Source organism: Paraburkholderia phytofirmans OLGA172 (genome assembly GCF_001634365.1).
In the GTDB taxonomy this organism is placed as follows: domain Bacteria; phylum Pseudomonadota; class Gammaproteobacteria; order Burkholderiales; family Burkholderiaceae; genus Paraburkholderia.
This window is the reverse complement of record NZ_CP014579.1, coordinates 776,974-792,942: the sequence shown is the minus strand read 5'-3', so window position 1 is coordinate 792,942 and position 15,969 is coordinate 776,974. Positions and strand designations below refer to the sequence as shown.

General features: G+C 64.4%; 8 protein-coding genes. 7 read left to right on the top strand and 1 reads right to left on the bottom strand.

Annotation, left to right across the window (positions count from 1 at the left end; all coding sequences use genetic code 11):
* Positions 1–87: 87 nt before the first annotated feature.
* Positions 88–2,421: a bifunctional diguanylate cyclase/phosphodiesterase gene (locus AYM40_RS23775; RefSeq protein ID WP_063498680.1), complete on the bottom strand. Its 2,334-nt coding sequence runs from the start codon at positions 2,419–2,421 to the stop codon at positions 88–90.
* Positions 2,422–2,758: 337 nt separating this feature from the next.
* Between AYM40_RS23775 and bcsD the strand changes: the two genes are divergently transcribed.
* From bcsD to AYM40_RS23740, 7 genes are all read left to right on the top strand, one after another.
* Positions 2,759–3,214 (top strand): cellulose biosynthesis protein BcsD, encoded by a 456-nt coding sequence (bcsD, locus tag AYM40_RS23770; protein WP_063498679.1) that lies wholly within the window; start codon positions 2,759–2,761, stop codon positions 3,212–3,214.
* Between the two features lie 87 nt (positions 3,215–3,301).
* Positions 3,302–4,033 (top strand): cellulose biosynthesis protein BcsP, encoded by a 732-nt coding sequence (gene bcsP / locus AYM40_RS23765; protein WP_063498678.1) that lies wholly within the window; start codon positions 3,302–3,304, stop codon positions 4,031–4,033.
* The gene (bcsQ, locus tag AYM40_RS23760; protein WP_063498677.1) at positions 4,030–4,818 is read left to right on the top strand and encodes a cellulose biosynthesis protein BcsQ; all 789 of its coding nucleotides are present in this window, start codon (positions 4,030–4,032) and stop codon (positions 4,816–4,818) included. Before bcsP ends, bcsQ begins: the two co-directional genes overlap by 4 nt.
* Positions 4,815–7,019: a UDP-forming cellulose synthase catalytic subunit gene (gene bcsA, locus AYM40_RS23755; RefSeq protein ID WP_063498676.1), complete on the top strand. Its 2,205-nt coding sequence runs from the start codon at positions 4,815–4,817 to the stop codon at positions 7,017–7,019. Before bcsQ ends, bcsA begins: the two co-directional genes overlap by 4 nt.
* A 3-nt stretch (positions 7,020–7,022) precedes the next feature.
* Positions 7,023–9,584: a cellulose biosynthesis cyclic di-GMP-binding regulatory protein BcsB gene (bcsB, locus tag AYM40_RS23750; protein ID WP_063498675.1), complete on the top strand. Its 2,562-nt coding sequence runs from the start codon at positions 7,023–7,025 to the stop codon at positions 9,582–9,584.
* A gap of 10 nt (positions 9,585–9,594) precedes the next feature.
* Complete coding sequence (gene bcsZ / locus AYM40_RS23745; protein ID WP_063498674.1) at positions 9,595–10,803, top strand: cellulose synthase complex periplasmic endoglucanase BcsZ; 1,209 nt, start codon at positions 9,595–9,597, stop codon at positions 10,801–10,803.
* A complete protein-coding gene (locus tag AYM40_RS23740; RefSeq protein ID WP_063498673.1) occupies positions 10,794–15,680 on the top strand; it encodes a cellulose synthase subunit BcsC-related outer membrane protein in 4,887 nt (1,628 codons plus the stop codon). Before bcsZ ends, AYM40_RS23740 begins: the two co-directional genes overlap by 10 nt.
* Positions 15,681–15,969 lie beyond the last annotated feature (289 nt).

Here is a 15,969-nt window from a genome sequence, read left to right as displayed (position 1 = left end):
ACGCTAATAAACCAATATCAATTCAAGGAAAGGCCAACGCCCTAGGCAAACAGCCAAAGCACCGCAGGCAAAAAAGCAAAAAAAACCTTAATCCCCCGCCGGCCAAGGCAACCCCACCACCGACCAATCCAGCTCCACTCCAACAACAGCCCTACCATTAGCGAACTGCACAGCCAGGGTAACCGCAACACAAGGCCGGCCGCTGGCCAAAGAAAGATAAGGATTACTAGCCACAGCCACCCCAGGCAACAAAACCGCATTACGAAAATAAGGCCGATGATCCCACCTTGCATCCCGCGGATTCGCGACAGGCTGCAGCGAAGCCGCATCGCTGCTCCACGCCGGCCCCGGCACCTCAGCCCCAATCTGCCTACCCGAATCATCGAGAATAAAACAGCTGATACAGCGATCAAACGTCGCCAGAAAAGCAAACGCCTCCCGCATTGGAACACCGGCCACCAAACCATCCGCAGCAAGCCTCAACGCAACCCGATAAGGCTCCACTTCCGACTCGAACAACGCATGCTGATGCGCCCTCCCCTGAGCAATCACATCAAAAGCATCATCGATCCGCCGATGCACCGATTCAGGCGGCGCAATCTCGGTCGCCGGCCGCCCGAGCAGATACCCCTGCGCGAAATCCACATTCGACTCAACAGCAAGAATCAATTCCTCAGTGGTCTCTACGCCCTCCACAACCACCAGCATCCCCGCCTGATGCAACAGCGAAACGAGCTTCGGCAAGATCGGCTGCCCGGAACCGTGACTGGTTGCGCGAATCAGCTCACCGTCAAGCTTCACGAGATCCGGCCGGATCCGCAACAACCGGTCGAGGTTCGATTGCCCCGCGCCGAAATCGTCGACGGCGATCAGAAAGCCATGCTCGCGGTACAAAGCCGCCGCCCGCGACATGTCGTCGACGCTGCCGCCATGCGATTCGAGAATCTCGAGAATCACCTGCTCCGGTTCGAGCCCCACCGCCCGCACGATCATGGCGAGCTGATCCGCATAGCCTTCGGCGATAAACGTGGCCGGCAAAATATTGAGGAACAGCCACGCGCCGCCGGGCAGCGATTCGCGCGCATTGGCCAGATGCACGGCATGGCTCGCGCGATCGAGCGCGCCTTCGTCGCGGGACGGCTTCGGCGCGAACAGGACAACGGGCGGCACCAGCGTGCCGTCGTCCTGCTCGCCGCGCAGCAACGCCTCGAACCCCACCTGCTTCTGATGCGACAAGCTATAGAGCGGCTGGAAGTGCGAGGTCAGGTAATAGTCCTCCCAGCGATGCCGCAACGCAGCCGCCCCATCCTCCTCATGCGCGGCATCGGAGAGCATGTGCGGCGCCTCGAACGGCAACGCACGTTCGGCGCACACGCGGTTTCTGCCCGAATGCTTGGCGCGCAGCAAGGCTTCATCGGCACGATCGAGCAGCACCATGATGTTTTCGCCGCTGCGGTGTTCGGCCACGCCGAAGCTCGCGGTCAGATGGCCGTCCGGCCGCTCGATCGCGGCAATCGCACAGCGCAGGCGCTCGGCCAGCGCCAGTGCGCCTGCCAGCCCGTCGCGCAGCAGCACCGCGAACTCCTCGCCGCCGATCCGGCTCACGCTGTCGTCCGCGGAGGTCTCCTCCATCAGCACCTGGGCGACCTGGTACAGCGTGTGGTCGCCGATCGCGTGACCGAAGCGGTCGTTCAGCGATTTGAAACTGTCGATGTCTAGGAAAATAGCGCTGACCCGCGCATCGGGCGTCATGGTTTCGAGGCGGCGCTCGCCCTGCTTCACAAACGCGCGGCGGTTTTGCAGGCCGGTCAGCGGATCGGTCGCGGCGAGTTGCGCCAGTTGGCTCTCGAGCAGAAAGTGGTTGCGCCGGAACCGGTAGAAAACGAAGTGAAACACAACCGAAGCCGGTATGCCGATCGCCACCACCCACATCCACACGACGACGTCGACGTCATGCGTGTGCGGCTCGCCAAACAGCAAGGCAAGCGCCGCCCCATAGAACAGCGCGCTGCCGGCGAAGAAATGCAGCGGCGTGAGCCATAGCGGCGCGGCGCAGATCGGGATTGCCACCATTGCCGGCAGTGCCCACAGCAACGGTTGCTCGACGCCGGAAACGTTCAGCGCGAGCCCGGCCATCAGCACCAGCGAGTACGCGACACCGATTGCGCCGAACATCCGGGTCGAGCCGGTGCGTGGAATCGCTATCGCCAGCAGGGCAAGCATCAGCGCACAGGCGAGCCGGTAGGGGAGCGGCGTCGCCGGGCCGGCGACCATGTTGCGCACCCCCACGAAACACAGGAAGGCGACAACAGTAAACGCCATCGCCACGGTCGAAAGTGGACGCTGGTGTTCCAGCGATCGTCGATGAAAACGGTCGCGCAAACCGGAATCGGACAGTTGCTTCGTTGAGGTGGAAAGCATATTGATAGATATCAGACTGGCTCCGGTCACTCGTCCGATGTATAACGGCAACCGTCTGACAAATATTTAGCCTGCCCGCAAATAGAATTGCGCCCCGCTCCGAGGGGCTACGCGGCCACCCACCCCAATTTGCATCTATAGTTCCGACGAATGTAAAGTGGCTAAAAGTTAATGTCTTAAGTAGACTCCTGCGAAGTGTGGCGAACAGACTGGACAATTCGGTAAAAATAACCTAAGACGCGTGCAACGCGCGGCTTTCCTTAACACGTTCACTTGTATTTGACCGTCGGTGCCCATTTTCATACACGGCTGAAGCAACGGCCCTTTCCTGGAAAATATGGTCCCAATTCTCGATTACCTGCTGGAACGCCAGATCTCGCCACAATGGCGTGGCATGCTGACCGCTTTGGCAACAGAGTTCGAAGCGCAGATCGGCCGCGACGAACTGCGCCAACTGATGTACCGCATCGGCTGCCGGTTTGCCGCGGCGCATCAGTTGCCGGCTTGCGGGTCGACGGCGGAACTCGCTCAGGCATTGAATCTGGTCTGGCATGGGATGGATTGGGGCTTCGTGGAGTTGTCCGACGAAGCCGAATCTTTGCGCATCCTTCATTACTGCGCGCCGCTGCAGGCGTTCGGCAACACGGCGCTCGCGTGGACCCCGGCGTTTCTCGAAGGCGTCTATCAGACCTGGTTGAGCGCGTTGGGCGCGCACGGCCTGTCGGTCGCACAAACCAGCGAGTACGGCACAGACACCGCGATCGAGTTTCGAATGGGCCGGCATCCGGTCTGAGCGGATCGTGAAGTTGAAATCAGTTCTGGCGCCGCGAGCAAGCGTGTGGATCGTGGCAAGGCAAGTCATGTACAAGACGGCGGCACTATGAGTTCATCGAGCGACATCGAGAAACTATTCGATCATTTTGGGGGCGACGCCAACGCGTACCAGGAAATCGGCCGCGAAAACGAAGCGCGTTCGGCGCGCACACGTTGGCCGCTGCTGGTGACGCTGGATTTGACCCAGCCGGCGATTCCGGCGATCGGCCAACGCCGTGCAGTCGCTGCTAGCGAGGCATCGGCGCAAGACGCGGCGCCCACTGCCGATCTTCAGGACACGACGCCCAAAGACGCCGCCTCCGTCACGCGCGCGAAGACGCCGCTGTTCACCCGCTCACATAGGCGCGACATCCCGCCGGTCGTCGTCACTGTTCAGCCTGCCGCTTCGAGCGGCGCTTCGCGTTTTGGCGCGCCCGATACGGAAGATGAAACCGCACCGGCGCCGCACCCGGAAGCCGCGCCCGCGTGGGTTCAAGCGCCTGCTCCCGCGCCTGCCCAGGCGTGGGCACAGGCACAGGCACCCGCCCACACCCACACGATTGCGCCTGCTGCGCCGAAGCCGCCCGCTTCGATCCTTGGCAAACTGTTCGCCCCGGAACCCACACTCGCGCCGCCGCGGCCCGCCGCCCCGCCAAGCGAATCCGCACCGCTGCAATCGGTCTTCGACCGTCTGCGCGGCACAGCCACTCAAGCGGCCGCCGTGCCGGCGGGCGCACCGCGCGCCGTCACGCCCGCCGCCTCCAACTCGTGGCTGATCAACGGCCCTCGTCGCTCATGAAGGTCATTGCAGTCGTGTCTGCCAAAGGCGGGGTCGGCAAAACCACCCTCGCCGCCAATCTCGCTTCCGTGCTGGCCGCTAGCGGCCGCCGGGTGATTGCCCTCGACCTCGATCCGCAGAACGCGCTGCGCCTGCATTTCGGCGTGCCGCTCGACAGCATCGACGGCTTGTCGCGCGCCACGTTGACGGGCGATCCATGGCAATCGGTGATGTTCGACGGCGTAGACGGCGTGACCGTGCTGCCCTATGGCGCGCTGCTCGAAGACGACCGCCGCCGCTTCGAAGCGCGTATCGACCAGGAGCCGGGGTGGCTCGCGCAGTCGCTGCAGACGCTGCGGCTCGATGCATCCGACATCGTCATCATCGATACGCCGCCGGGTTCGTCCGTGTACGTACGCACGGCATTATGCGCGGCCACCTTCGCGCTGAACGTGGTGCTGGCCGACGCCGCCTCTTACGCGGCCATTCCGTTAATGGAACGGCTGATTGAAACGTATGCGGCGCCGCGTCCCGAGTTCGGCGGCGTTGGCTATGTGATCAACCAGATCGACCAGTCGCGCCAGTTGACCAAAGACGTCCTCAAGGTCTTGCGCCAGATGCTCGGCGACAAGCTTTTCCCGGGCGTGATCCATCTGGACGAAGGCGTGAGCGAAGCGCTCGCCTGCGACACCACGCTGATTCACTACGATCCACTCAGCCAGGCAGCCGCGGATTTTCGCTCGTGCGGCAACTGGCTGACGGCGGCGGTCGATGCGATCGCCGTCTCGCCGAGGAACGTCGCATGACTACGCCTTCATCGCCAGGCCTCGAAGGCGCCGAGCCATCGCGGCTCGAACGCTTCGTCGACGCACGCTTCTGGAACAGCCGGATCGTGACGGGTCTGGTCACGCTGTTCGCGCTGATGATGCTGTACTTCGTGTTCACGGTGCCGCTCGCGTTCTACGAGCAACTGACGTTCGCAACCTGCTGCTTCGTCACCGCCCTGTGGTTCCGCCGCCTGCCTGGCCGTTACGCGACGATGGTGATGATCATGCTCTCGGTGGTCACGTCGGGCCGCTATATGTACTGGCGGCTCACTTCGACCACGTACTGGGAACATCCGCTCGACGCCGCGTGGGGCCTGCTGCTGGTCTCGGCCGAAGTCTATTCGACCCTCGTGCTGCTGCTCGGCTACTTCCAGACCGCCTGGCCGCTCAAGCGCACGCCGATGCCGCTGCCTGCTTCGCGCGACCTGTGGCCGTCCGTCGACGTCTTCATCCCGACCTACAACGAGCCGCTCTCGGTGGTGAAGCCAACCATCTTCGCCGCGCTCGCGCTCGACTATCCGGCCGAGAAAATCTCGATCCACGTGCTCGACGACGGCCGCCGTCCCGAGTTCAAGGCGTTCTGCGAGGAGGTCGGCGTCAACTGGACGATCCGCACGCACAACCGCCACGCGAAAGCCGGCAACATCAATGAAGCCTTGAAGATCACCCAGGGTGAATACCTCGCGATCTTCGACTGCGATCACATTCCGACCCGCTCGTTCCTGCAGATCGGCCTCGGCTGGTTCCTGCGCGACAAGCTGCTGTCGATGCTGCAAACGCCGCACCACTTCTTCTCCGCCGACCCGTTCGAACGCAATCTCGGCACCTTCCGCAAGGTGCCGAACGAAGGCGAACTGTTTTACGGCCTCGTGCAGGACGGCAACGATCTGTGGAACGCCACGTTCTTCTGCGGCTCCTGCGCGTTGCTGCGCCGGACCATGGTCGAAGAGATCGGCGGCATTGCAGTAGAGACCGTTACCGAAGACGCGCACACCGCGTTAAAGCTGCACCGCCTCGGCTACACCACCGCGTATCTGGCGATCCCGCAGGCGGCGGGTCTCGCCACTGAAAGTCTCTCCGGCCACATCGGCCAGCGGATTCGCTGGGCACGCGGCATGACGCAGATTTTCCGGATCGACAATCCACTGACCGGCAAGGGCCTGAAACTCGGCCAGCGGCTCTGCTATCTGAACGCGATGATGCACTTCTTCTACGGCATCCCGCGTCTGGTGTTCCTCACCGCACCGCTGTCGTATCTGTTCTTCGGCGCGCACGTGATCGAAGCCGCCGCCAGCACGATCGCGATCTACGCACTGCCGCACATGATGCACGCGAGCATCACCAACTCGCGGATGCAGCGCTCGTTCCGCCATTCGTTCTGGGCCGAAGTGTACGAATCGGTGCTGGCGTCGTACATCACCGCGCCTACGCTGCTCGCGCTGATCAATCCGAAGCTCGGCAAGTTCAACGTGACGGCCAAGGGTGGCCAGATCGAGAAGAACTACTTCGACTGGGCGATCTCGCGGCCGTATCTGTTCCTGCTGTTGCTGAACCTGATCGGCTTTGTCGTGGGCATCGTGCATATCTATCTGAATTGGCACATCCGCAGCGTGGTGAACACGACCATCCTGAACCTCGGCTGGACCATCTACAACATGCTGATACTCGGCGCGAGCGTGGCCGCGGCGAGCGAGCGCCGGCAGATTCGCGCCGTGCACCGCGTGGCGATGCAGATGCCCGTGATGCTGAAGTTCTCGACCGGCCGCACACTTGCCTGCGAAACCATCGACTATTCGGAAGGCGGCGTCGGCGTGGCGCTGCCGGCGAAAATCGAAGTGCCGTTGCACGAACACGTGAGCGTGTCGCTGTTTCGCGGCGACGAGGAATACGCCTTCCCCGCCACCGTCGGTTTCACGGAGCCGGGCCGCGTGGGCCTGCGCTTCTCGGCGATGACGCGCGAGCAGGAATACGAGTTCGTCAAGACCACCTTCGCGCGCGCCGACGCGTGGACCGGCTGGGCCGAAGGGCGTCAGCAGGACACGCCGTTGCGCGGTCTGTCGCATGTGCTGACGGTCGGCGCACGCGGCATTGCGGGGCTCTTCGAGCATCTTTATGCCGACCTTCGAAGCGCGATGAAAAGCCGTCCGGTGGACGTCAAGAAGCTAAAAACCAAAGACTGATCTATGGGCAACAGGATGGCGAAGTCAAACGTCGAACGCTCGAATCACGAGCGCAGTGTGATGGAACCGAAGGCACGTCTGTCTGGACGCCCCCGCTCGCAGCGGTTGATGCGCGGGCTTGCCTGCTGGCTCGCGTTGCAGACCGCGTTGGCGGCGCCGCTGGCTTCGGCGGCTGAAGTGGCCGCGGCGGCCATCGGCGGCGCGAGTGCGCCGCAAGCCGGCCAGGCGGCAGTGACCCAGGACGCGCCGGCTGCGCGCGTCGCCGTTGGCGCGGGCAGTGTGCCCGCGCCGAGCGCGGCCATCCCTTACGATCCGAACACGCTCGCGCAAGCGCAGTTGGCCACGCCCACGCCGGCGCTCGCCGCGTCGTCGGTGAAAGCTCTGGGTATCAGAACGCCCACCACCGCCGAACCGGGCACGCTGGTGCCGGGCGGCCGCCGCCAGACGCTCACCTTCGCCGACCTGGGCGCGCACGATCCGCTGCAACTGCGCGGCACCGACGGCCAGAACGGCGTCGCCTTCTCCGTGCGCGGCGACGAAGTGGTGACCGGCGCGGTCCTGCATCTGGTCTATAGCTACTCGCCCGCGCTGCTCGCGAATATTTCCCAGCTGAAAGTGCTGGTGAACGGCGAAGTCGCCGCGACGCTGCCCGTGCCGCACGAACAGGCCGGCATGCTGGTGGCGCGCGACGTCTCGATCGATCCGCGTTTCATCACCGAATTCAACCACCTGAACGTGCAGTTGATCGGCCATTACACGACGAGCTGCGAAGACCCGGCGAATTCGTCGCTGTGGGCCACTGTCAGCAACGCCAGTTCGCTCGATCTGACCTATGCGTCGCTCGCCAGCAAGCCGGACCTGGCGGCATTGCCGCAGCCGTTCTTCGACCGCCGCGACGTGCGCCGTCTCGAGCTGCCGTTCGTGTTCCCGCAAAAACCCGGCGCCGCTACGCTCGAAGCGGGCGGCATCGTCGCGTCATGGTTCGGCGCGCTCGCCGGCTATCGTGGCGCGGTGTTTCCGGCGCAACTGGATCACGCGCCGCTGTCGGGCAACGCGGTGGTGTTCGCGACCGACGACCAGCGCCCGGCCGGCGTGACGATTCCGGCGATCTCCGGCCCGACGATCGCCGTGGTGGATCGCGAAGCGCCGGCACGCGGCAAGCTGCTGCTCGTGCTCGGCCGCACCGAAGCCGAACTGAAAACCGCCGCCAAGGCACTCGGCATCGGCCAGAACACGCTGAGCGGCCCGAGCGCGACGATCACCCAGTTGAACGAACTCGCGCCGCGCGCGCCGTACGACGCGCCGAACTGGCTGCCCACCAACCGTCCGGTGCGTTTCGGCGAACTCGCCGATCCGCGCGACCTGACCGTGTCCGGCTACGACGCCGACGCCGTCCGCGTGAATCTGCGCGTCCCGCCCGATCTGTTCATGTGGCATACCAAGGGCGCGCCGATCGATCTGCGCTACCGCTATACGGTGCGTCCGCTGCGGGACCGTTCGTCGCTGAATGTCAGCGTCAATGACGGCTTCGTGCAGGCTTTGCCGATTCCAGCCGAGTCGGCCTCGGTGTTCGAGTTGAGCCATTACTTCGCGCGCGTGTTGCCGGACAGGACCGCCGAAGCGAGTCGCACGCTCCATATTCCGCCGCTGCTGCTGACGCCGCGCGCGCAAGTGCGTCTGCATTTCTTCTACGACATTCCGAACACCGGCGAATGCCACGGCCGTCTGCTGGATAACGTAGTCGGGGCAATCGATCCGAACTCGACCATCGACCTGTCGTCGTTCCCGCATTACATGGCGCTGCCCGATCTGGCCGCCTTCGCCAACAGCGGCTTCCCCTTCACGCGGATGGCCGACCTCTCCGAGACCGCCGTGATCCTGCCGGACGAGGCCGATTCGAGCGACTACAGCCTGTACCTGATGACCATGGGCCGCATGGGCGCATCGACGGGTTACCCGGTGAATGGCGTCACCGTCGGCACGGCCGACGACGTCGACAAGTACGCCGACAAGGACCTGCTGATTTTCGGCGCGCCGGGCAAGCAACCGCTGCTGCAGCGCTGGGCCAAATCGATGCCGTTCTCCAGCGACGGCGATTCGCGCACTTTCGCGCTCTCGGACGTGGTCTTCAAGCTCGAGGACTGGTGGCATGGCGAGCGCGGTGTCGAACGCTCGCCAGCGCGCGCCGATCTGACGCTCGTGAGTTCGAACGGCGATGCGCTCCTGACCGGTTTCGAATCGCCGCTGCACAAGAACCGCAGCGCCGTCGCGCTGGTGAGCGCGGCCGGCCAGTCGGATGCCGATCTGTCCGCCGCCCTGCTCGACGCCGACGTGCTGCAGGGAATTCAAGGCGCGATGGCCGTGATCCACGGCCGCACCGTCACCATCACGTCGAACGGCGAAGCGTACTATGTCGGCCATTTGTCGCCGCAGGAGTATCTGCGCTGGGCGCTGTCGTCGCATCCGCTGTTGCTGATGCTGGGCGGCGTGCTCGCCGCGCTGATCATCGCGGGCCTGTTCTACCGGACGCTGCGTTCGATCGCCGCGCGCCGCCTGAGGGACTGATAGGACTGATATGCCGGTTCGAATCAACAAGATCTCTATGACACTCGCCTTGGGGCTTGGCGTTGGCCTCGCGCTTGCAGCGACCACGAGTTCGGCCAGTATCGCCAAGGTGGCGCAGACCACCCCGGCGCCCGGCCAGGCCGGTCCATGCAACTCCGACTGGCCGGCCTACCGCACGTTCGTCGAACACTTCGTGCAGGCCGATGGCCGCGTGATCGATTACTCCTCGGCACAGCTGAAAACCACCTCGGAAGGCCAATCGTACGGCCTGTTCTTCGCGCTGGCCGCGAACGACCGCGCGACCTTCGACCGCTTGCTCAACTGGACCCGCACCAATCTCGCGGGCAATCAGTTCGACGCGCAAAACGTGCGGCTGCCGTCGTGGCTGTGGGGCAAGAAACCGGACGGCTCGTTCGGCGTGCTCGATCAGAATTCCGCATCCGACTCCGATCTGTGGATCGCCTACGATCTGCTGCAAGCCGGCCGCCTCTGGCATGAGGCAAGTTATACGCAACTCGGTCAGGCGCTCGCCGCACAAATCGCTCGCCAGGAAATGACCACGCTGCCCGGCGTCGGCCCGATGCTGCTGCCCGGACCGCAAGGCTTCAGGAATGGCGGCGTGACGCGCCTGAATCCGAGCTATCTGCCCTTGCCGGTGCTGCGCGCGCTGGCCAGGGACATGCCGAACGGCCCGTGGGCCAGGCTCGCCGACAGCGCCTACAAGCTGATCAGGACCACAGCGCCGCAAGGCTTCGCGCCCGACTGGGCCGCGTGGCAGAACGGCCAGTTCGTGGTCGATCCGAAAGAAGGCGACACCGGCAGCTACGACGCGATCCGCGTCTATCTGTGGGCCGGCCTCGCCTCGCCCGCCGATCCGCTCGCCAAACCCTGGCTCGCGGCGCTCGGCGGCATGCGCGCGAAGGTTGCGCAAACCGGCATCCCGCCCGAGAAGGTTGCGTCGACCACCGGCTCGGCGAGCGGCGAAGGACCGTTGAGCTACTGGGGTGCGCTCGCGCCGTACTTCCAGGCGCTCGGCGACGAGCGCGGCCTCGGTCTCGCGCGGACCCATCTCGCCGTGCTCGACACCAGCGCGCCGGGCCGCGACCCTGTCTACTACGATCGTGTGCTGGGCTTGTTCGGCACCGGTTTTATCGACGGCCGCTATCGTTTCGACGAAGCCGGCCGTCTGGTGCCCAGTTGGAGAAATGCATGCGACTGAGCGCCCTCGCGTTTTCATTGCGGTTCGCGCTGAGCCTCACGGCTGTCTGCTGCGTGGCGACGGCCTCGCCCGACGCATTGGCGCAGGCATCGAAAGATCCGCTGAGCGTGCTGATCGATCAGGGCAAGTACTGGCAATCGCATCACCGCGGCGACCTCGCCGAACAGGCGTGGCAGAAAGTGCTGCGCATCGACCCGAATCAACCCGATGCGCTCTACGGCATGGGCATGGTGCTCGCCGACCGCAAGGACGGCGCGGGCGCGCAGCAGTATCTGGCGCGTCTGAAAGCGGTCGCGCCGAACTATCCGAATCTGGACGAACTGGGCCGGCGTCTCGGCGAATCGAGCCTGCGCGACCAGACTGTCAACGACGCGCGGCGGCTTGCGCAAAGCGGTCAGAGCGCGAGCGCGGTGGAGCAGTATCAGCGCGCGTTGAATGGCAAACCGGCCACGCCCGAACTGCAGCTCGAGTATTACCAGGCGCTCTCCGCCACGCCCCAAGGCTGGGATCAGGCGCGCCGCGGCCTCGAACAACTTGCCCGCGACAACCCCGATGATCCGCGCTACGCCCTCGCCTATGCACAGCATCTGACGTATCGCGATGTGACGCGCCGCGACGGTATCGCGCGGCTGCAGAAGCTCGCCGGCGACAGCACGGTCGGCGCGTCGGCGAAGAAGAGCTGGCGCCAGGCGTTGTTATGGCTCGACGCACGGCCCTCCGACGCCGCGCTGTACGAAGCCTATCTGCAAGGTGCACCCGACGACGCCGCGGTCAAGGCGCGCTTCGAATCGATGGTTCAGCAGGACAAGGCGGCCCGCGACCGCGCCCAGGAAAATGCCGCCGTCGACGCCCGCGGCCGCACCATCGCCGACGGTTTCGCCGCGCTCGATCGTGGCGACCTCGGCACGGCACGCGCGAAGTTTTCGTCAGTCCTCGCGAGCAGTCCGAACGACACCGACGCGCTCGGCGGCATGGGTATCGCCGCGTTGAAGCAGGAACGCTTTGCCGAAGCCCGCAACTATCTGGAACGCGCGTCGCGCAGCGGCAATCCGGCGCGCTGGAAAACCGCGCTCGATAGCGCGACCTACTGGACCTATACCAGCGACGCGATCGGCGCGCGCAGCAATGGCGAGGTCGCGAAGGCGAAGTCGCTGTTCGAACGCGCGATCGCGCTAAATCCGTCCGATGTCACCGCGCAGGTGCTGCTCGGCGAAATGCTGCTGGCGAACGGCGACCCGGTCGGCGCGGAGCAGGCCTACCGGATGGCATTGCGCCGCCAGGCCGACAATCCCGATGCGATTCGCGGCCTCGTCGGCGCGCTCGCCGCGCAAGGCCGCGGCGACGAAGCGCTGCAATTCGCCAATCAGCTGAACGGCGAACAACAGTCCAAGGCCGGCGGCATCAACCGTCTGCGTGGCGAAGCGCAGGCCGCGCAGGCACGCGCGGCCGAAGCGCGCGGCGATCTCGGCAGCGCGCGCAGCCTGTTCGAAGACGCGCTGCTGAACGACCCCGACGATCCCTGGCTGCGTCTGGACCTCGCGCGCATTTACGTGCGCCAAGGCGCCGTTGCGAATGCGCGCAGCATGATGGACGGGCTGCTCGCCGCGCATCCCGACATGACCGACGCGTTGTATGCGAGCGCGTTGCTGTCGGCGGAAACGCAGGACTGGGCAGCCGGTCTCGCGCAACTCGACCGGATTCCGCCCGCGCAACGCACCGACGCGATGACGACCTTGCAGCACCGTTTGTGGGTGCATCAGCAGGCCGACCTCGCGACGCGGATGGCGCGCAACGGCCAGTCGCAACAAGCGCTGGCGACGCTGTACGCGGCCGAACCGGTTGCCGGCAACAGCCCCGAACTGATCGGCGTAATCGCCGCCGCGTATCAGCAGGCCGGCGACCCGAATCGCGCGTTGAGCCTCGTGCGCAGCGCGATGAACGCGGCGCCCGGCAACACCGATTTGCTGCTGCAATACGCGGGCATTCTGTCCGCCACGCAGCAGGAAGCCGAACTCGGCATGGTGATGCGGCGGCTCGCGTCGATGCCATTGACGCCGCAGCAGCGCACGGATTTCGGCAATCTGAATCTGGGGATCGTCATCAAGCAATGCGACGCGGTGCGTCAGCGCGGCGACCTTGCCAGCGCCTATGACGTGATCGCGCCGTGGCTGGCGGCGATGCCCGACAATCCCGATCTGCAAGCCGCCCTCGGCCGCCTCTATTCGAGCGCCGGCGACGACCGTAACGCACTCGCCAGTTACCGCGTCGCGCTGCAGCGCAAGCCCGACGACCTGAACCTGCTGCAGGCGACCATCCCTGCGGCGGTCGGTGCGAAACAGTTCAGCTACGCCGAATCGCTCGCCGATCAGGCGCTCGCTGCGGCGCCTGGCGATCCGGGCGTGCTGGCGACGGTCGGCCGCATGTATCGCGCCGAAGGCAAGCTGTCGCTCGCGTCGACTTATCTGCAACGCTCGCTGGTTGCGGCCAATACGCCGCTGATGGCCAACGCGCCGCGCGCCGATGCATCGAGCAACGTGCCGCGCGGCTGGGAAGCCGCGATGCGCAGGATCGGCGCGACGCCGCTGCCCGGCACCAATCCCTTCGAAGGTAAAACCGCAACGATCTCGCCGACCGACGCCGACAACGCCGCGTTTGCCGGCGGCGGCCTCAATGCCGCGCGTGCATCGCTTCCGTACTCGCAGTCCTCCTTGCCGTCACAGACCGTGCCGAACTATCCGCCGCCCTCGCAGCCCGCGCCTTATGTCGCGCCTTATACGGCCCCTGCGCAGCCGTATTTGCCCAATGCCGCGCCGAACGCCGCGCCTACCGCCGTTCCTTATAACGCGCCGCGTCCCGGCGCCAACACGGGCGGCTACGGCCAGGAGAGCAACGGATCGAGCCAGTCGGGCGCGCCGTTGCAGCCGTATCCGGGTCAAGGCCAGGCGCAGATGCAAACGCAGATGCCACCAATGCAGCCGGACCCGCAGCAGCAGTACAACCCGGCGTATCCGCAGCAGGCGGGTTACGCGCAACAGGCCGGTTACCCGCAGCCATCCGGTTATCCGCAGCAGGCCGGCTATCCTCAACAGGCAGGCTACCCGCAACAAGGTGGATATCCGCAACAGGTGCAATACCAGCAGCAGGTGCCCGACGGCTATGCAACCACGCCGTGGCCGATGTCGCCTGCGGCACGTGAAGCGCAGGCTAATGCCGGTTCGACGCAACAACCGCGTTACACGGGTTCGGCCACGAGCACGAAACACTCGGCAAGCAAGAAGCCCGGCACGTCAAACAGCAACCGCAACGCGCAAGCTTATGCGCAGGCGCCGCATGGGCAGCAGCAAGGCTATTCGCAGCAGCAACAAGGCTACCCGCAGCAGCAACAACAGCCCTATTACGGCCAGCAGCCTTATCCGCAGCAACAACAAGGTTACGCGCAGCAGCCTTACCAACCGTATCCGCCGCAGCAGGCCTATGGTCAGCAGCCCTATCAGCCGTATCCGAGCCAGGGCTCGGGTTATTACGCGCAGCAACAGCAGCCGTACATCCCGCAGCCGCCGACCGGTTATGCGCAGGCGTATTACCCCCAACAACCCGGCGCGAACGGCAACGGCGGCAACTACGCGCAACCGAACGTAGCCAACACGCAAACGCTCGGTGTCGCCGAAGAACTGGCGCAGGTCAATCGCGAGCAGTCGAGCACCGTGTCGGGCGGGATTGTGTTCCGCAACCGCTCGGGAGAAGACGGTCTGTCGACGCTGACGGATATCGAAGCGCCCATTCAGGGGCGTATCAAGGCCGGCAACGGCCATATCGTCGTGACGGCGACCCCGGTTACGCTGGATGCGGGCACCGCCTCGGGCAATGTATCGACGCTCGCGCGATTCGGCGCGGGGCTGTCCAATAGCACGTCGGCGACGGCGGCGGTTGCTGGCAACAACATCTACGGCAGCCAGACTGCCAGCGGCGTGGGGTTGTCGCTCGGCTACGAGGGCCGTGGTTTTAGCGGCGATATCGGTGTGACGCCGCTCGGTTTCCCCGAGAAGACCATCGTGGCCGGCCTGCAATACAGCGGCGGCATTACCGACAAGGTTTCTTATTCGCTGGCTGTTGCGCGCCGGGCGGTGACCGACAGTTTGCTGTCCTACGCTGGCGCGCGTGACTCGGGCTCAGGGCTTGAATGGGGTGGCGTCACCTCCAACGGCGGCCTTGGCAGCCTTGCATGGGATGACGGCACCAGCGGTCTGTATGTGAATGCCGCGTACCAGTACTACCAGGGCAATCACGTTGCGAGCAATGACGCCGTCAAGGGCGGCGGCGGTGTCTACACGCGCCTGTTGAAAGATGCCGATCAGACGCTGACCATCGGTGTGAACACGACGATGATGCGCTATAACAACAATCTGTCTTACTTCACGTATGGTCAAGGCGGGTATTTCAGCCCGCAGCAATATGTGATCCTGAATTTGCCGGTGGAATGGACCGGGCGCAGTGGTGCGTTTACCTACGACGTGAAGGGATCGATCGGCGTGCAGCATTATCGTCAGGACGCGTCGAACTACTTCCCGCTCAATGATGGCTCCAACCGCCAGAGCGACGCGGCGGGGGAAGCCAAACTCATCGGCACGGGTGTGGATAGTGGTGCGGTTTATCCTGGGCAGAGCAAGACCGGGGTTTCCTATTCGCTTGGCGCAGTGGGAGAGTATCAACTGGCACCGCAGTTGGCGTTTGGGGCGACTGCATCGCTCGGCAATGCTTATGAATATCGCGAGTGGCTTGCAGCTGTTTATGTGCGGTATAGCTTTAGCAAGCAGACGGGCTTGCAGCCGTTCCCGCCTACACCGCTCAGTTCGCCTTATTTGTCATTGTCGAATTAATTTCTTTTTGCCTTTGGCGGCGGCATCGAGGGTGGTTTTATGGCGGTGCCGCTCTTTGGTTTTTTGTCTGCTCGGGGCTTGCTGTCTGTACGCCTACGGCGTTGGCCTTTCCTTGATCTGGCTTCATTGGCCTTTCCTTGAATTCTTATTGGTCTATTAGCGTCGGGCCTGTGCGGGGCGGGCGACAGCCCATTTCGTGTGATGTTTAGCATATAGAACCAATCAGCCCCACCAACACACGCCCTTCTTTCCGCCATTCATAGCCCCACCAGGCCCCCGAGGTAAAACT